This is a genomic window from Lentzea xerophila, assembly GCF_051094245.1.
In the GTDB taxonomy this organism is placed as follows: domain Bacteria; phylum Actinomycetota; class Actinomycetes; order Mycobacteriales; family Pseudonocardiaceae; genus Lentzea; species Lentzea xerophila.
Genome location: NZ_CP194934.1, coordinates 3304065 through 3322266, shown reverse-complemented (window position 1 = coordinate 3322266; position 18202 = coordinate 3304065). Strand labels below are relative to the sequence as shown.

Here is an 18202-nt window from a genome sequence, read left to right as displayed (position 1 = left end):
AACCACGGTCACCGCGAGGCGAAGTCGGTGCAGTCGACCTTCTTGTCCGGCAGGCGGCCGGTGGTCAGGAACGTCACGGTCGCGTCGTCCACGCACGTGGAGCCCTGGTGGTAGACGTAGTGCCCGCCGTGGTCCGCGCCGACGAAAGCCGCTCGCTCGCCGAGGACCTTGTGCAGCCCCAGGCCGTCCTCCCACGGTGTGGCGTTGTCCCTGCGGTTCTGCAGGATCAGCGTGTTGCGCGGTCCCTTGTCGGTCACCTGGACGGGCTCTTCGATCGGCTTCGGCCAGAACGCGCACGCCCAGATGTTGGCGGGCATCCCGGCGGTGAGCGGCCAGGCCTCGCGGTCCTCGGCGGTGCGGCGGGAGTAGTCGTCGACGTCGCCGGACCACCGCGCGTCACCACAGGTTAGTGCCAGGAACATGGTGGCCTGGTTGTCGGCCGGCACGCCAGGCGTGGGCGGCGGCGCGGCGAACACCTGCTGCAGCACCTTGCCGTCCGCCTCGGTGAGCGTGCCGTCGGCCAGCCCGGCGGCGGCCTTCCAGAACTGCGCCAGCACCGGGAGGGTCTTGTTGTCCAGCAGGAGGCTGTAGGTGACGGTGCGCAGCATCGAACCCGCCAGGGCCAGTTGAGTGCCGGGGACGGGCGCGGGGGTGCGGTCGAGGCGGTCGGCGAGTGCGAGGTACTTCTTGGTCACCTCGTCGACGGTGCCGCCCAGTCCGAGCGTGGCGTGCTGCGCCGCGGCGACCTTTGCCGCGTCGGGGAAGCGTTCCGACATGGCCTTGCCCCAGTTGTCCTTCGCGTTGGCCCAGACCTTCGTGGGGTCGACGTTGCCCTCGAGGACCACCCGGTCGGCGCGCTCCGGGAACAGTGACGAGTAGACGGTGCCGAGGTACGTGCCGTAGGACTGGCCCCAGTAGGAGATCTTCTCCTCGCCGAGCGCCGTGCGGATGCGGTCCAGGTCGCGGGCCGTGTTGGCGGTGGTGAAGTACCGGAGCTTCTCGCCGCCGTTCTTCGCGCACCGTTCGGCGGCGGTGCGGGCGCGGTCGACGTTCGCGGTGATCGAGCCGTCCGCGGCCGGGTACGGGAAGAGGCCGGCGAGAGACGGGTCGTCGAGACCGCAGCTCTGCGGGGTGCTGTGCCCGACCCCACGCGGGTCGAAACCGATCAGGTCGTAGGCCGCCAGCACCGACGGCGGCAGGATCTTCGCCACGTCACCCGGTGTCTCCAGACCGGCCAGCGCCGGGCCGCCCGGGTTCAGCAGCAGCACACCGCGGCGGTCACTGGACTTCGCTGCCGGCAGCTTCGACACGGCCACCTCGATCTGCTCGCCACCGGGGTCGCGGTAGTCGAGCGGAACCTTCACCGTCCCGCAGGTGAGCCGGGCGTCGCGACTGGCACCCTCGGCCAACGCCGGGCACGCACCCCAGGCGATGGGCGGCGGGGCGGACGCCTCGGCCACGGCCGGTGGTGCGTCCTCACTCCTCAAGGCTTCTTCCGTGGCTTCACAGCCCGCCACCGCGGCGACGGTGAGCGCCACCGCGATCACCCTGGTGAACTTCCGGGGGATACCGGCTCCCACTGACCGTTGCATTGCCTTCAACGCCCTTGCCCTCCAGCTCTCGGCTTGCCGCGACGCACTTACGTCGTCGTGAGCAAACCTATGGAGGACTGCCGCGCCACGAATCCCCTTGGAGTGGACACCTCTTTGTAGTCCTCACGGGGGACAACCGCCTGCGGCCGATCGGCCGTCGTCCGATGCGGCGGTGCGCTGGATCGAACTTTGGTAGAGCATCAGCACATCAACGGTGTACGCGGGTCGTGGCTTGCCCTCGACCTCGACCGTGACGGACAGGACGACCTCGGTGAAGCCACGCGGCCGCGCTCGTGCCGAGGCAAGTGCGGCGGTGGCACGGATTCGCCCGCCTGCGGGTACCGGCGTGGTGAAGCGCAACCTGTCGACTCCCTTGTTCACCACCGCCGACACACCGTCCACGCGGAGAATCTCGTCGAGCATCGGGATGAGCAACGACAGCGTGAGGAACCCGTGTGCGACGGGTCCTCCGAAAGGTCCGGCGTCGGCGGCCGGGCCCGCCTGGTGGATCCACTGGTGATCACGGGTGACGTCCGCGAATCCATCCACAGTGGACTGACCCACCGAGAGCCACTCGCTCGTGCCGAGCGTGTCCCCGACGGCGTCCAGCAGGTCTGCCGGAGCGGAGAAGACGCGTGCGGTCATGCCCTCACCGCCGCGTGAATCCTGGTGCCGGACCGCGACATCAGGCCGCCGTCCTCCTGGTGCCGATCAACTCGGCGACTCCGCTGACGGACTGGTCCGGGGTGAGTTCCTGCTCGTCCACCGCGACGCCGAACTCCTTCTGCGCCAGCATCGCGAGCTCCACCAGCGCGAGTGAGTCGAAGTCGAGCTCCTCGAACGTGGCCTCGCCGTTCACGCGCTGCGCGGACGCACCGAACTGCGTCACGAGCAACGTCGTCAACCGGTCCAGCGTGTCGTCGGCGGTCATGTGCTCTCCTACTTGTCGTGAAAGGGTTGCCATGCAACGGATCCGTCGCGGCGGAGATCAACCGATCTCGAGCTCCGGCCAGGTCAGCACGGTGGATCCCCAGCCGAGGCCCGCGCCGAACGAGGTGATGAGAACGCGGTGACCGGGGACGATGTCACCGGCCGCCGCCGCGTCGGCGAGCACCAGCGGGATGGAGGCGGCCACGGTGTTGCCGACCCGGTCGACGTTCATGACCACTCGTTCCTGCTCTACCTTGAGGTTGCGGGCCACGGCCGTGAGGATGCGCGCGTTCGCCTGGTGGCAGGCGAACCGGTCCACGTCCTCGATCCGCCAGCCGGCCCGGTCGAGCACCTTCCCGGCCGACTCGCTCATCCTCATGACGGCGTTGCGGAACACCGGCTGGCCGTCCATCTGGAAGTGGACGTCCGCGGGATCGAGAGGCAACCCGGAACCGCGCTGTTCGGAACCGCCGGCGGGCACGATCAACAGGTCCGAGTTGGAGCCGTCCGACCCCAGGTCGAACGGACCGAGCGCACCCGGCTCGTCCGCGGTGCCCGCGCGCAGCACCACCGCGCCCGCGCCGTCGCCGAAGATCGCCACGGTGGTGCGGTCGTCCGGGTTCAGCACCGTGGTGAACGTGTCCGCGCCGATCACCAGAACGCGCTCGGCGATGCCCGCGGCGATGTGCCCGGCGGCCGTCGCGAGCGCGTACACGAACCCTGCGCAGACGGCGTTGAGGTCGAACGCCGGCACGCCGGTCAGGCCGAGGCGGTGGGCGACCTCCGGCGCCGTGGACGGACAGGGGTGGTCCGGCGTCGTCGTGGCGACGATGACGAGGTCGACGTCCGCGTCGCCGGAGGACTTCAGCGCGCGGGCTCCGGCCTCCACCGCGAGCGTCGAGGTGGACATGCCCGGTTCGATCACGCGGCGTTGCCGGATTCCGGTCCGGGTCCGGATCCACTCGTCGGTCGTGTTCAGCCGTTGGGCGAGATGGTCGTTGGTCACGACCCTCGGCGGCAACCAGGTGCCGATCCCGCACAGGACCGCGGCGCGGCGGTGATCCGCTGTCATAACTTCTCCTATTGCTCGCACACGGCGACGTCGACGTTCTGCGCCCTCTGGAGATCCGGCTCGATGTGTTACGGCGGCATCTCTTCGGCACGAAGCTATCACCGCGTCACCAGCAAGACGCCCAAGCAACCCATTCCCCGGGACGGCATTGACGACAGCAGCCTGCACCGAACAAGAACACCTGCGGAATCTCGACACCCGGACTTCTCTCGTCGGCCGCGGGGCCGAGCTTGAACGGATCGTGTGGGCGCCCGAGGCTCTGCGGACCGCCGGTACGGCGATCGCCGAGGGCGATCCCCGTACCGGTGCGAGGTTCCTCACCAGAGCGCTGCAGGAAGACCTGCCCGATCTTCTCAGAAGAATCCTCTTGCGACGGCTGGGCTCCGTCGACCGGATCTGGGCACCGACGGCTGCAGAACTGCTGTCCCACACTGCGGATTTCCACAGTTTCCTCTCGCGTTCCCCGTCATACAGTCGGTATCGCCACCGATCATCCGGTGTGCGACCACCACGCGCCGCAGGAGGAACTTCCTTGTCCACCGTGTATGATATGATCACCGAGATCCTCACGACCAAGTTCGCCGTTCCCGCGGACGCGATCACCGAGGGCACCGCGCTCGAAGAGGTGCTGACCGACTCTCTCGACGTGGTCGAGTTCGGTGTCATCGTCGGCGAGCACTACAACACCCTTCTCTCCGACGAAGAGCTCACGTCGGTCACCACGATCGCCGACGTCGTCGCGCTGATGGGCGCCAAGGTCGCCGCATGATCTCGCGTCCTGATGTGGTCATCACCGGACGGGGAATGGTGACCCCGGCCGGTTTCGGCGTCGACGACAACTGGAAGCGCGTCAGCGCGGGCGAGCCCACCGGAGTGCCCGGCCCAGATCTCGGGGTGCTCGGCACCCCGGTCATCTGCCGCGTCACGGACTTCGACGCGCGAATGCTGCTCGGTCACGGCGCGCGGCGGCTCGACCGCTACAGCCAGCTCGGTCTCGTCGCCGCGGACGAGGCGGTCAAGGACGCGGGTCTGCGGATCGACGAGTGGGACGGCACCCGCGTGGCCATCGTCATGGGCGTGTCAGTCGGCGGCGTGGAAACGCTGACGGCACAACACGTCGCGTTCCTGGAACGGGGACCAGGCGGCACCTCGCCGCTGACCATGCCGATGTCCCTGGTGAACATGGTCGCGGGCCAGCTCGCCATCCACCTGCACGCGACCGGCCCCAACCTGACGGTGTCGACCGCGTGCGCCTCCGGTGCCACCGCGATCGGCACGGCACGGCAGCTGTTGCAGGCCAACGCGTGCGACATCGCGATCGCCGGCGCGGCCGACGCGTCGCTGGTGCCGCTGATCCTGTCGGCCTTCGCCAGGATGGGTGCGCTGACCAAGCGCTCGGCGGACGCCGCACGGGCGTCCCGCCCGTTCGACCGCGACCGCGACGGGTTCGCGGCGGCCGAGGGCGCGGCTGTGGTGGTGCTGGAGCGGGAAAGCGACGCTCGCGCGCGACGCGCGTCCATCCGGGGCCGCGTGCTCGGTTACGGCGCTTCCGCCGACGCCCATCACGTCACGAGTCCGCACCCGGAAGGTGCCGGCGCACGGGCGGCGATCGGCGCGGCGCTCGCCGACGCGGATCTCACCAGTGCCGACGTGGACCACCTCAACGCTCACGGCACGTCGACGAAGCTCAACGACCTGGCCGAGGCGAAGGCGGTGCGGGCGGTGTTCGGCGACGGGATCTCCGTCAGCTCCACCAAGGGCGTGACCGGTCACCTGCTGGCGGCGGCCGGCGCGGCCGAGGCCATCTACGCCTCGCTCAGCATCGAGCACGGTCTGGTCCCGCCGACGGCCAACCTCGAGAACGTCGATCCGGAGATCGACCTGGACCTCGCCGCGGTGTCGAGGCGGCAGTCGATCGGCGTCGCCATGAGCACGTCGTTCGGTTTCGGCGGCCAGAACGCCGTGCTGCTGGTCGGCGCACCCTGATTTCTCAGCCACGCGACACCAAGGAGTAGACGAAGTGGTCCAGCACGAGACCCGATCCGGGGCACCCGCACGGCTTGCCGCCGACCGGGCGGCCGAACTGCGCGGCCTGCTGCGATATGGCGCGGACGAGGAACACGACAGGTTCGCCAAGCTCTTCTCCGCCGAGCCGTTCGACCACGTCGAGGGCCGCTCGCCCGCCGAGAACGCCGCGCTGGCGTACCGGCGGCTGCGGCACGTCAACGCCGAGCTGGGTTCGGCTCGCGAGCTGGTCACCGCCGACCTGGAACGTTTCCTCGTGCTGCACGAGTGGGCGGGTGTGCTCGACCCGACCCTGGTGTCGGTACTCACCATCCACTACAACCTGTGCCTCGGCGCGATCCTGGAGCTCGGCGACGACCGCCCCGAGCTCTCCGCGGTGGTCGATGAACTGTCGCGAATGGACTCCGTCGGAGTGTTCCTGGCGACCGAGCTGGGCTACGGCAACAACGTCGCCGAGATGCGCACGCGTGCGGTGTACGACCGCTCCACCGACGAGTTCGTGCTCACCACACCGAGCCACGAGGCGCGCAAGTTCATGCCGAACACCGGGCTGGACGGTGTGCCGAAGATCGCCGTGGCGCTGGCCAGGCTCGAGATCGACGGCGTCGACGAAGGCGTCTTTCCTTTCGTCGTGCGGATTCGTGACGAGAACGGGCCGTGTCACGGCGTCGATGTCCAGCCTCTCGGCGACAAGCCGGGTCTGGCACTCGACAACGCCGTCACGACCTTCCGCGGTGTGCGGGTTCCCCGCGCGTTGCTGCTCGACGCTGCGGAGCCGGTGATCGCGCCCGACGGAAGCCGCACGGGCGCGGCGAAGTCCTTGCGCCGCAGGTTCAACCGGGCGATGACCCGAGTTCAGACCGGCAAGCTCTGCCTCACCTCCGCCACCGCGGCGGCCGCGCGCGCGAGCCTGTTCATCGCCGTGCGGCACAGCAACAGCAGGCACGTCACCGTGTCCGGAGGTCGCTCCGTGCCGGTGATGGCCTTCCGCACACACCAGGCGCAGCTGCTCGACGCGCTGGCCCGTACCTGTGCCGTCACGGTGCTGCTCAACGACACCAGGCGGCGCGCGGGGCAGGGCTCGCTCGCCTCGGTCGAGACGAAGCGGGCGCTCGCGATCACCAAGGCGCTCGTCACGTGGACAGCGCAGGACGTGGTGACGACCTGCATCGAACGCTGCGGCGCACGAGGCATGTTCACGCACAACCGTATTTCGCCTTACGTGGCACTGGTTCAGGGTTCGGTCACCGCCGAGGGCGACAACCAGGTCGTGGTGCTGGACGCCGCGAACGAGATGCTGCTCGGCCGTGGTTACGCTCCGCCCGCCGACCAGCCCGGTACCGGCGCGCTCGACGATCCGGAGTTCCTGCTGCGGCTGTTCCGGCACCGCGAACGAGCGGTGTACGAGCGGGCGCGGGCGGCTCGCCGGGACGGCGACGACCCGTTCGAACGGACCAACCGCGTCGGGCCGCTCGCCGCCGAACTGGGCAGGCTGCACGGCGTCCGGCGGGCTCTCGAGGAGTTCCACGCCGTGGCTCGGCGGGCGACCATGCCCGAGACCGGTGCGGTGCTCACCTCGCTGCTGCTGCGGTTCGCCCTGGCCGAGCTGAACGGCGACGCGGCCTGGCACCTGTGCGGCGGCACGCTGACCCCCGCTCAGGTGCGGGAGATCCCGTCACTCATCGCGCGACTCGACGAGCGTCTCCTGCCGCACGCGGAGGACGTCGTGGAGGCCTTCGGCATCACCAACGACGTGCTGCGCGCCCCCATCGCGGCCGAGGACTACGTCGAGGCCTACGCGCGACTGCTGCCCGTGCCCGATCTGCCGCTGGTCTGAGCCCCTACCCCAGAACAGGAAACCCGTGGCAACACCGACGATCAACCGCTCCGCCGAGTCCGCGCCGGCGAAGCCGGCCAAGCCGACTGCCCGCGAGGCGCTCGCCGCGCTCGTCGACCGGGACAGCTTCGTCGAGTTCGGCGCGGACGCACAGCACCAGTGCACCGCGTTCGGCATGCAGGCCAAGCGACCGGCCGGTGACGCGGTGGTCACCGGCACCGCCGAGATCGACGCCCGGCCCGCGGCCGTGTTCGCCCAGGACGTCTCCGTGCTGGGCGGCACGCTCGGCGCCACGCACGCACAGAAGATCGCCCAGGTACTGGACCAGGCCGAACGGGCGCGGTGCCCCGTCGTCGGCGTGCTGGACTCCGGCGGCGCTCGCATCCAGGAGGGGGTGTCCGCCCTCGACGGCTACGCGTCGATCTTCCGCCGCAACGTCGCGTTGTCCGGCCGTGTCCCGCAGATCAGCGTGATCCTCGGCGCCTGCGCGGGCGGCGCCGCCTACTCCCCCGCCCTGACCGACCTGATCGTGATGGACCGGCGGGCGTACATGTTCCTCACCGGCCCGAAGGTCGTCCGCAGTGTGACCAGCGAGGAGGTGACCGCCGAGGACCTCGGCGGGGCACACGTCCACTCGACGGCGTCCGGGCTCGCGCACCTCGTGACCGAACGTCCCGAGGACGCGTTCCCCTTGGTGCGGAAGGTGTTGTCGTACCTCCCGAACTCCTGCTGGGACGAGTTGCCGGTTCATCTCTCGCGCAGCCCGGAACTGGTGCCCGAGGTTCCGGCACAGCAGCGGAAGACCTACGACGTGCGGCGGGTCGTGCGCGGCCTGGTCGACGCGGACAGCTTCCTCGAGCTGCAACCCCAGTACGCGGCGAACATCGTCATCGGCTTCGCCCGCATGGACGGGATGCCGGTGGGCGTGGTCGCCAACCAGCCCAACGTGCTGGCGGGCACGCTCGACACCCAGGCGGCGGAGAAGGGCGCGCGGTTCGTGCGGATGTGCGACGCCTTCGGCCTTCCGCTGGTCACACTGGTCGACACGCCGGGCTTCATGCCCGGCCGGTCGCAGGAGACCGACGGCGTCATCCGTCGCGGCGCGAAGTTGTTGTACGCCTTCGCCGAAGCCACCGTTCCCAGGGTGACGGTGATTCTGCGCAAGGCGTACGGAGGCGCGTACATCGTGATGAACTCCAAGCAGATCGGTGCCGACCGCGTGTTCGCGTGGCCCACCGCCGAGATCGGGGTGATGGGTGCGGAGGGTGCGGTGGAGATCGTGTTCCGCCGTGAGCTCGCGGCGGAGCCGGGGAAACGCCAGGAACTGCTGGACCACTACCGTTCCGAGGCGCTCTCACCGGTGCTGGCGACCTCCCGCCAGGCGGTGGACGCACTGATCGCTCCCGCGGAGACCCGCGACGCGATCGTCAGGGTGATCCGCCCGTTGACGCGTGCCCAGCAGCCACGCCATCGGCACGACAACATGCCGCAGTGACAAGCACGGCGACGGACGCCGCCCTCCCGCAGCCGTGCGGCAGCGGTTCACCGGCGTCCGTCGCATCGATCCGGAATGGGCGGCGGAGGCCGGGGCGTCGAGGCGATCAGCAGAACAGCTGCGCCAGCTCGGCCTCGGCGCATTCCACGGCGTCGGCCGGGCCGTCGGGCATCTCGCGGGCGTCGACGAGGCACGTCCGCGCGCGCTCCGGCTCGCCCGCCCGGCGCCATGCCTTCCCCTCGGACAGAGCCATCTCGGCCGCGGTCCGGTAGCCGACCGGTTTCAGGCCGGACTCCTGCCGCACGGCGCCGTAGGTCCGTGCGGCCTCCTCCCAGCGGCACAGACCGAAGAGGCAGTCGGCGATCGCCGCGCGCAGCAGGATCTCCGCCTTCTTCGTGAAAGCAGGGTTCGCCTCGTCCCGGCGGCGCCCGGCCTCGGCGAGCAGGTCGCCGTTCACCTCCAGCGCCTCCGCGAAGCGGCCCGCCGCGGCCAGCGTGCCGCTGACGGCCATCATGGCCCACAGCCTGGTCTGGAAGAAGTCGTGCCCCTGCGACAGCCGGCGGATGAGTTCGGCGTGCTCCAACGCCTCCTGCGTCCGGCCGAGCCTGGTGAGCAGGAACCCGAGGCTCGCGTGCGCCATCACGAAGGTCGCGGAGTCGCCGATCTCCTGGGTGAGTTCGCTCGCCGCGCGCAGCAGGGCGACCGCGCCCTCGTCGTCGCCCGTGGTCATGCTCAGCGACCAGCCCAGCACCCCGAGCATGTTGGCCTCGGCCGCCCGGTCGCCGAGTGCCCTGGCGGCCCTCAGCCCGACGTCGAACACCTCGTCCCACCGGTGGTGCTCCAGCTCGCCGCCGGGAATGTTCCTGTGCAGGGACCACGCGAGGTCGTACGCCTCCTGGTACCTGCCGAGCCGCAGGGCTTCGCGGTGCACGGCGGTCCAGGTCCCCAACTCCTGCCTGAGCCACTCACCCGCCTCCTCCCGCGAGTGGAACGGGCTGCCGGCGGGTACCTCGCGCGTTTCGGCGTAGAACATCTCCGCCGCGGCCCTGCCCCGCTCGAACACGTACGAATGCAACGCGTCTCGCAGTCGGTCCCGCACGTGCTCGGGTTCGTCTGCGATGAGCCGCTCACGGGCGAAGATGAGAAGCAGGTTGTGGAACTGCAGGCGCATCGGCGACGACGTGATGTTGAGCAGCGACATCTCCATGAGTTCGTCGAGCGATCGCGCGACCTCGTCCACCGGCAGGCCGGCCGCCACTTCGGCGAGGTCGTCGTCGAAGTCCGGGCCGGGGATGAGCGCGAGGCGGCGGAACACGGACTGGGCCTGCGGCGACAACCGCTGGAACGAGACCTCGAACGCGGACCGCAGCTGCACGTCCCCCGCCGACAACGTGTCCAGTCGTAGTCGCTCGTCGTGCAGCTGACGGACCAGGTAGGAGATCGACAGCCTCCGCGTGGCCAGCCGGTTGCCCACGAGACGCACCGCGAGCGGCAGGTTGCCGCACAGCGAGACCAGCTCCTCCGTCGCCTCCGGCTCCTCGCCCACCACGTCCTCCCCCACGATGGACGCGACCAGCTCGACCGCGTTGGCCGTGGTGAGCACGTCCAGCGGCAGGTGTCGTGCGGACTCCAGGTGCACCAGCGCCCGCCGGCAGGTCACGATCGTCAGGCTGTGCTCGCCGCCGCCGAGCAGGGGCGCGACCTGTGCCTCGTCCAGAGCGTCGTCGAGCACGACCAGCACCCGCCGGTCCCGCAACAGCGTCCGGTAGAGGGACACGCGCTCGGCTTCCGACACCGGAATCCGGCCCCCGGGCACACCCAGCCAAGCCCGCAGCCGCTCCAGCACGGCGTGGGGCGCCATCGGCCGGTCGTCGACACCCCGCAGGTCGATCGCCAGGCACCCGTCCGGGAACTGGCTCGACAACCGGTGGGCGGCTGTCACCGCCAACGTCGTCTTGCCCACCCCCGGAGGGCCGACGACCACGACGACCCCGCCCGCCTCCGCCTCCTGCAGCGCGGCCGGCCACGGCCGGTCGTGCGGGACGGCGTCGTGGCCGCGGACGCGGGCCATCGCCGATCTGGTCGCGCTGATCGTCGGGATCGCCCTCGCCGCAAAGCATCACCCGGCCTGGCAGCAGAAGCCGACGAACTGTTCCAGTCTCGGCGTCCATGGGTCCGATGGGCGGGCCGAACTGTCTTACGCCGCATAGCCGTTGGCCGATGATCACGGCCGCACCGAGCCACGCCGACGGACGAATCCCTGCCGTCGGCAAGAAGTTTCCCGTTTGCGTCGACTTCGATTACCAAAGATGCTCTCTTGAACCGATCCCGTCGCCTGAGTGCCACACTGCCCTCATGCAAAAGCTCTCACGTTTCCTCACGGCGATCGCGGCGGCGGCCGCCCTGATCGTCGGCACCGCACCCGCCGCACTCGCGGCCGACCCGGTCTCGGTCGACGTCGGCGGCGCCGGCGACGCCACCTTCCTCCCCGACTCGTTCGGCACGGGAGGCATGGTCGACACCAAGCCCGCGGACAAACGAGCGAACACCGTGTTCAGCCGGACGGTCAAGAACCGCATCCCGGAGAACATCTGGTACACCGCGCGGTACACCGAGTCGACCTACGAACTGACCGGGCTCACCGCGGGTGGCTCCTACGAGCTGCGGCTGTACTTCCTCGACTGGTACTTCAGCCGCCCCGGCCAGCGCGTCTTCGACGTCGACGTCAACGGCGTCCGCGTGTTGCAGAACTTCGACATCATCGGCACCGCGGTCACCGCGGGCGCGGACGGCCCTGCCGCCTTCGGAGTCGAGCGGGACCTCCCGGTGACCGCCGACGAGACCGGCAAGGTGTGGATCGACTTCGTGCGGGGCGCCGCCGACCAGCCTCAGATCAACGCCATCGTCCTGGTACCCACCGCCTGAGCGGGGCCTCCGCCGGAGCTGGGGGCCGCCGCCCCGATGGCGCTTCCGTTGCCGCCAGCACAGTACAGCGAGGAATTGTCCTAGGTAGTCAGGAAGATACGGCGCCCAGGGCAGTGAGATGTGAGCTGGTCGGAGAGTTCGCGTTCGACCTGAAGATCGTGAACACCGCGTGGTGCAGCGCCCCGTATCCGGGTCCGGATGCGGGGCGCTGTCTCGTCCGCGGTGACGCCGAGATCCGCTGCCCGCCGAGTCCATCGTGGCTGTCGCTTCTCCGAGACAACGTCATCCGGACAGTGCCTGCAGCGCTGAGGAGAGCTGGGTTCGGCGACGTACGCCGAGCTTGCGGTAGATGTTCGTGAGGTGGAACTCGATCGCGCGCCGGGAGACATGGAGCTTGTGCGCTATCTCGTCGTTGGAGTTGCCCGCGACGACGAGCATGGCCACGCGGTACTCGTGCGGCGTCAGGGACAGCTGGATTCCCTGTTGCGGCGGCGGAATAGCGACGGACAGGCTCACCGCGTCGTCAGGCAGCTCCGCGAGCTTGCGGAGCACCGACACGGCACCGCACTGCTCGGCCAGCGCTTTCGCCTCGGCGAGGTGTTGCCGCGCGTTCTCGTGCTGCCCGAGCTTCCACCGCGTGGCGCCGAGCTCCTGCAGCACGTTCGCTCGCAGCAGCCGCGACGGTGACGTGCCGAGGACGGAACGTGCCTCCGTCAGCCAGGGAACGGCGGCGGCGCCACCGGTCACTATGCCGACGGTCAGCAACGCACGGCCGATGGTGGTCGGTGCGCCCCATTCGCGCGCCAGCCTGAGCTCCTCCAGCGCCAGGTCGAGCGCCTGCTGTCGCTGCCCCAGCCGAAACCTGGCAAGGGCACCGTAGGACCGCCAAGGACGACACGCCGGGTTGCGAATCCCCCACGTCTCCAGTCGTTCGCCGCATTGGAGCTGGTCGGCGAGTGCACCTTCCACGTCGCCGTCCTCCATGCGCAACGCCCCACGGGCGTGCAGAAGTACCGTGTGGTGCCAACTGTTCGGCAATGCGCTGGACATGCCGCAGGCGCTCATGGCGTCCCGCGCGGCGTCCATCTCACCGAGATGCAGCAGGGGACGCACCTCCGCGTCGACGGCGTAGACCGACCCCAGGTGGTGCTGGGGCAACGACAGCGCCCGCGCCGCCGCCAGCCCGAGCCTGGCGTCCGCGACGGCCTCCGCGAGTGATCCGCAGTGGAAGTGCACCCGGGACCGGAGAACGTGGCCGAGCAGCCCGATCAGCGACAGCCCTTCGCGATGGGCTTCGAGCACGATCTCGCTGCAGTACCGCAGTGCGCGCTCCAGTTCGTCGGCGCGGATGAGCGCGTTGACCACGGCGAGCAGTCGCTGCGGATGCTCCATGATCGGGGCTACGCCCTTCGACATCGCGACGAGTCCCGCTTCCCTCGCCAGCGGCAGGTTCTCGCCCCGGTTGCTGGCGTACTCCGCGCTCAACGCCGCGAGGTTGAGGCTACGGGCGTCTTCTCTGCGCCAGTTCTCGTCGATGAACTGGCGCAGATCGCTGTGTTCCGCCTGACCGATCTCCGACGGCACGGTCACCCCCAGCGTGAGGCAGAGCCGGTCCTTGATCGTCGGATGCCGCGATCCGACCATGTCGACGGCCTGGTTCAGCACCGCGCTCGCCTTCTCGTAGTCGGCGTCGAGGTACAGCACCTGGGCCAGCCGGCAGGCGGCGTTGAAGATCATCTCCGGATCCTCGAGCTCGCTCATCCCCTCCTCGAGGTGCGCCACCGCCACGCGGGGATCGAAGTAGGACTCGACGGAACCCAGGCGCAGCAACAGATCCCGTCTGATCGGGTCGGGCAGATCCTCTCGCAGCGCTCTGGCGAGGAACCTCGCGCCGGTGCGGGGATCGCCCTCGGCGATCACCGTGTCGGCGGCGGCCCGCAGCGCCTCGACCGCCCAGACACCCAGCCGGGAGGCCGTCCGTTGAACGTGGCGGGCGACCAGAACGCTCGGCGCCCGCGTCTCGTGCAGGTACCGCGCGGCCTTGGCGTGCAAGGCATCGCGTTCGGTGTGACGAGCCGCGTTCGTGATCGCGTCCCGGATGATCGAGTGGGTGAACTCGAGCTTGTTCCCTGATGCCAGGAACCCCATGCCCTCGAGCTGCCGCACGTGATCGGCGGCCTCGGGCAGCTCCAGGTCGGTGATCGCGGCCGCGAGCTCCAGGTCGCCCGGCGCGACGACGGCGATCGCTCTCGCGAGCCGGACCAGCTCACCCGACTGCCGGTTGAGCCGCGCGAGCACCGCCCGGCCGAGTTCTTCCGGACCGAAGCGGGTCAGCGGGGACGTGGCCGCCTCATCCGTCGACGCCGACTCCCGCCGGACCGCGGCCAGGAGATGGCACATCACCAGAGGATTGCCGCCGGTGGCACTGCGCAGAGCGGCCACGAACGCGTCGTCCGGCGCGTGCCCGAGCACCTGCTCGGCCAGGCGGGCGGCGTCCTGCCGGGAGAGGCCTTCGAGCTTCACCCGGTCCGAGTAGATTCCCAGCTCCGCGAGCAGGAGCGGGTCGCTGGAATGAATCCCGGACGTCCGGCTGACGAGGACCGCGATCGGAAGCTTGGTCATGCGGTGGACGAGGTAGTTCAGCCAGCGCAACGACGAAACGTCCGTCCACTGCACGTCGTCGATGATCAGACACAGCGGTGCGCGCTGTGCGAGGTCGGCCGCGATCCGGTAGACGCCCTGGATCGCCTTGTGGACGTGCACTTCCTCGAAGCTGCCCGTCGTGTCGGCGAAGGTGCCGGTGATCACGTCGTGCCCGTGCCGCGCGACACCGACGGCTACGACAGCGGGCTGCTCGGAGAGCATCCTCTCGAAGAGCTGCCGGACCACCGCGAACGGAATCTCCTTCTCCAACGGTGACGCGGTCGCCCGGCCGATCTGGAACCCGCACTCGCGCGCGGCTGTGCTCGCCGCTTCGAGGAGGGTCGTCTTGCCCATGCCGGTGGATCCCTCGAGCCGCAGCACCGACGGCGTGCCGGCGGCAGCCGACTCGAGCTCTTGCGCGATCCGTTCAAGCTCTGCCCGGCGGCCGACGAGCGAAGGGTGGGCGGCGAGAATGCGCTGGACCCGTGCCTCGTCCACCATCTGAGCGCTCCATCGTTTGTTCTCTAGTCCGTTCAGGTGGTCTTCGACGTATCTTTCCGCTCGACACGGCTGAAAGAGCAGCGGAATCTGCTATGCGGAAGTTCACCTCGAATGGCGTGCGCTCGCGAAAATGGCTTGCCGAGTTCCGCAGAGAATCAGTCTTCGATGCCGGCCGATGTCGCACACCGACAATCGCTGTGAACCGCACGCTCAGCCGCACTCGTCACACCTCGCGAACTCCGCCACACCTCAGATCGAAATCCCACGATCGACCGGACGCCCAAGATTCCAGGCACTCACTCAGGAGTCAATTGAGACAAGACTGGAGACGAAGCCATCCATTCGGAACCGAATATTCGATGGAGACGTTCAGGTGCACACCGACCCAGTTCTCACGCCCGCCAACTTGCCCGATCCGCCTGACATGTGTGCCCAAAGCGCTCTACTTGGACAATCACCGGCCGAAGTGAGCTAAGATGGCGCGTTCGCCGCACGAGACCCCTCCGGGCAGAACACCGACCCGATGCAGAACAGTTCTCAACAGATGACATCGACCACTTGAATCACCCGATCGTGTACTGGTCGAGTTCAGGGAAGAATGTTTCCAGCAGTAGCCGAACTGCGTTCGCATACAAATGGTGACGACACTTCAAGTCAGCTTGCGACGTCCTGCTTCGACAGGAACCGGACCGTGTGCAGCTCACGCGACGCGATCTCCGCGACCTTGCGCACCTTCGGAGCAACCGCGTCCGGCATCAACCGGCCGAACGGCCCCACGACGGAAACCGCGCCCATCAACCTGCGACCGGGGCCCCACACCGGCGCGGCAACCCCGGTGATACCCGAGGACCACTCACCACGGTCGAACGCGACGCAATACCTGCGCACATTCGCCAGTTCCTCACGAAATCGCTGCCCAGACGTGATCGTGGCAGGCGTGTAAGCGTCCAGGGCAGGCATGCCGGTGTCAGGCCCATCGGAGCCGGCCAGCAGGATCTTGCCGGCAGCCGTGCAGTGCAATGGAAGCGCACCGCGGAACTGGGTCACCAGCCCTGCGGACCTGCGACCGTGCACCCGCTCCACCACCCGCGCCACATCACCACACCGCACCGTCAGATGCACCGCCTCGTGAGTGGCCTCGTACAACTCCGTCAGGACCGGCAACAGAACTTCCCGCACGCCACGGGAAAAGTCCGTCGGTACGGCCGCCGACAGCTCCGCCACCCTCGAGGTCAGCATGAAACGACCGTCTGCCATGTCGACAAGTCCGGCGGACCGCAGAAACCCCACCATCCGATGCGTCGTCGACTTCGGCAGCCCGGTGTGACGCGCCAGCTCCGCCAGCGACGCCGGGCCGTCGTACGCACCGAACGCCTCCAGCACCGCCAGCACCTTCGTCGCCGCTCCGCGCGCGTCGCGTGGGCCGTCAGCGCCGTCCACCGCCTGCAGGACCGTCGAACGCGACCGCTCGATCTCAAGTTGCTCGAACATCGCGGGATCTCCCTCAGCATCGCCGGTTACCGACACCGACGAGCGTAGGAACGCCATCACGACCTGTGACTGCGGAGCTCCACAGACCCGGTTCCAACTCCACAGTCCCCGCTTCACCGGCACCATTACGGACCTGCGCGGTCGACAACAGCGACTCGGAGTTCGTCTCGGACAGGAAGACGAGGTCAGCTACGAAGCATCTCCGCGACGAGGAAGGCGAGCTCGATCGACTGCTGCGCGTTCAACCGAGGATCACAGGCGGTCTCGTACCGGCTGGGCAGATCGTCGTCGGTGAGTGACAGCGCCCCTCCGGTGCACTCGGTGACGTTGTCGCCACTGAGTTCCAGATGGATGCCTCCAGGATGGGTTCCGAGTGCCCTGTGCACCTCGAAGAACCCCTGGATCTCGTCGACGATCCGGTCGAACTTGCGGGTCTTCAGTCCGGTGCGCGACACCTCTGTGTTGGCGTGCATGGGATCGCATTGCCACACGACCTGGTGCCCGGAAGCCTCGACCTCGCGCACGATGTCCGGCAGCAGCCGCCGGACCTTCTCGTTGCCGAAGCGCGTGATCAGGGTCAGCCGGCCCGGTTCCTTGTCCGGGTCGAGCCGCCGGACGTAGTCGACCACCTGCTCGGAGGTGGTGGTCGGGCCGAGCTTCAGACCGATCGGGTTGGCCATCAGATCGGCGAACGCGAGGTGAGCGCCATCCCACTGCCGAGTGCGTTCCCCGATCCAGAGGAAGTGCGCGGAGACGTTGTACAGCCTCATTCCGGCGTCGCGGTCAGGCTCGGCACGCATCATCGCGCGCTCGTAGTCGAGAACCAGCGCCTCGTGGCTCGAGAACACCTCGGTGGACCAGGTGGGCCTGTCATCGGCTCCACAGGCGCCGGCGAACTTCAACGCCCTGCTGATCTCGTCGATGAAGGCGCGGAACCGGTCTGCCGCAGGGGATCCGGACCCGAAGGTCGCGAGCCGCGTCCGCAGCGCCGCGAGACCGGGCCGGCCGGCACCGGCGAGTGCGCGGATCAGGTTCATCGCACTGCTCGCGTGGGCGTAGGCCTGGATCATCCGCTGTGGATCGGCGACGCGCAGCGCGGGGTTCGGCTCATGGCCGTTCACCATGTCACCGCGGTAGACGGGAAGGCCATCGGCGTCGAGGTCGCTCGAACGCGGTTTGGCGTACTGACCCGCGATCCGGCCGACGGTCACCACCGGAGTGCTCGCACCGTGCGCGAGGATCACCTCCATCTGCAGCAACGTGTCCACGTTCGCCCGGATGTGGGCCTCCGTGTTCATGGCGAACGTCTCGGCGCAATCGCCGCCCTGCAGGAGGAAAGCCTCTCCTCGGGCGACCGCGGCGAGCCGGTCCCGCAACCTGTCGATCTCCGCGGGAATCGTGATCGGTGGAACGCCGGAGAGCACGTGCCGCACGCGCCGGGCTTCCGCCGGGTCGGCCCACGCAGGTTGTTGCGAAGCCGGCCGGGACACGGCTTCCTCCAAGTCCGCGAGCGCGGTGACCGGCGCACGCGTCTCGAACGTTTCCAGTCCGAGCCCGTGCGCCCACGTCGAACCCGGCGTGATCGAAATCGTCATCGGGCCACTCCCGTGTCTGAGGATGAAGGCGGATTCGCCGCGCTTTTCTCCGGTCACCGGTCACTGTCACGGCGCTGGAGATCAGCAACAAGAAGC

Annotated in this window: 13 protein-coding genes; 5 read left to right on the top strand and 8 right to left on the bottom strand. The window is 69.0% G+C overall.

Annotated features, from left to right (window positions below; all coding sequences use genetic code 11):
• Positions 1-8: 8 nt before the first annotated feature.
• From ACRSBM_RS15840 to ACRSBM_RS15825, 4 genes are all read right to left on the bottom strand, one after another.
• Positions 9-1592 carry an alpha/beta hydrolase gene (locus ACRSBM_RS15840; protein WP_434444151.1) on the bottom strand — a complete coding sequence of 528 codons (1584 nt, stop codon included), beginning with the start codon at positions 1590-1592 and terminating at the stop codon, positions 9-11.
• A 123-nt stretch (positions 1593-1715) separates the two neighbouring features.
• A complete protein-coding gene (locus ACRSBM_RS15835; protein ID WP_434444150.1) occupies positions 1716-2237 on the bottom strand; it encodes a MaoC family dehydratase in 522 nt (173 codons plus the stop codon).
• 40 nt (positions 2238-2277) lie between these two features.
• Positions 2278-2523, bottom strand: a complete 246-nt coding sequence (locus ACRSBM_RS15830) for an acyl carrier protein (RefSeq protein WP_434444149.1) — start codon at positions 2521-2523, stop codon at positions 2278-2280.
• Between the two features lie 57 nt (positions 2524-2580).
• The gene (locus ACRSBM_RS15825; RefSeq protein ID WP_434444148.1) at positions 2581-3594 is read right to left on the bottom strand and encodes a beta-ketoacyl-ACP synthase III; all 1014 of its coding nucleotides are present in this window, start codon (positions 3592-3594) and stop codon (positions 2581-2583) included.
• A gap of 550 nt (positions 3595-4144) precedes the next feature.
• Between ACRSBM_RS15825 and ACRSBM_RS15820 the strand changes: the two genes are divergently transcribed.
• From ACRSBM_RS15820 to ACRSBM_RS15805, 4 genes are read left to right on the top strand one after another with little or no spacing between them, the layout of a single operon-like run.
• Positions 4145-4363 (top strand): acyl carrier protein, encoded by a 219-nt coding sequence (locus ACRSBM_RS15820; RefSeq protein WP_434444147.1) that lies wholly within the window; start codon positions 4145-4147, stop codon positions 4361-4363.
• Positions 4360-5580, top strand: a complete 1221-nt coding sequence (locus tag ACRSBM_RS15815) for a beta-ketoacyl-[acyl-carrier-protein] synthase family protein (protein WP_434444146.1) — start codon at positions 4360-4362, stop codon at positions 5578-5580. The genes ACRSBM_RS15820 and ACRSBM_RS15815 overlap by 4 nt, the downstream gene beginning before the upstream one ends.
• Before the next feature lie 34 nt (positions 5581-5614).
• Positions 5615-7456, top strand: a complete 1842-nt coding sequence (locus ACRSBM_RS15810) for an acyl-CoA dehydrogenase family protein (protein WP_434444145.1) — start codon at positions 5615-5617, stop codon at positions 7454-7456.
• Between the two features lie 25 nt (positions 7457-7481).
• Positions 7482-8951 (top strand): acyl-CoA carboxylase subunit beta, encoded by a 1470-nt coding sequence (locus ACRSBM_RS15805; protein ID WP_434444144.1) that lies wholly within the window; start codon positions 7482-7484, stop codon positions 8949-8951.
• Positions 8952-9057: 106 nt separating this feature from the next.
• On the opposite strand, the gene ACRSBM_RS15800 is transcribed toward ACRSBM_RS15805, so the two are convergent.
• The gene (locus ACRSBM_RS15800; RefSeq protein WP_434444143.1) at positions 9058-11022 is read right to left on the bottom strand and encodes an NB-ARC domain-containing protein; all 1965 of its coding nucleotides are present in this window, start codon (positions 11020-11022) and stop codon (positions 9058-9060) included.
• 284 nt (positions 11023-11306) lie between these two features.
• Here ACRSBM_RS15800 and ACRSBM_RS15795 point away from each other — a divergent pair, with 284 nt between their 5' ends.
• A complete protein-coding gene (locus ACRSBM_RS15795; protein WP_434444142.1) occupies positions 11307-11876 on the top strand; it encodes a malectin domain-containing carbohydrate-binding protein in 570 nt (189 codons plus the stop codon).
• 282 nt (positions 11877-12158) lie between these two features.
• Here ACRSBM_RS15795 and ACRSBM_RS15790 read toward each other — a convergent pair whose 3' ends face one another.
• From ACRSBM_RS15790 to ACRSBM_RS15780, 3 genes are all read right to left on the bottom strand, one after another.
• Positions 12159-15020, bottom strand: coding sequence for a helix-turn-helix transcriptional regulator (locus ACRSBM_RS15790; protein ID WP_434444141.1), 2862 nt, complete (start codon positions 15018-15020; stop codon positions 12159-12161).
• 654 nt (positions 15021-15674) lie between these two features.
• On the bottom strand, positions 15675-16511 hold the full coding sequence (locus tag ACRSBM_RS15785; protein ID WP_434444140.1) for an IclR family transcriptional regulator: 837 nt from the start codon (positions 16509-16511) through the stop codon (positions 15675-15677).
• 185 nt (positions 16512-16696) lie between these two features.
• On the bottom strand, positions 16697-18106 hold the full coding sequence (locus ACRSBM_RS15780; RefSeq protein ID WP_434444139.1) for a 3-deoxy-7-phosphoheptulonate synthase class II: 1410 nt from the start codon (positions 18104-18106) through the stop codon (positions 16697-16699).
• Positions 18107-18202 lie beyond the last annotated feature (96 nt).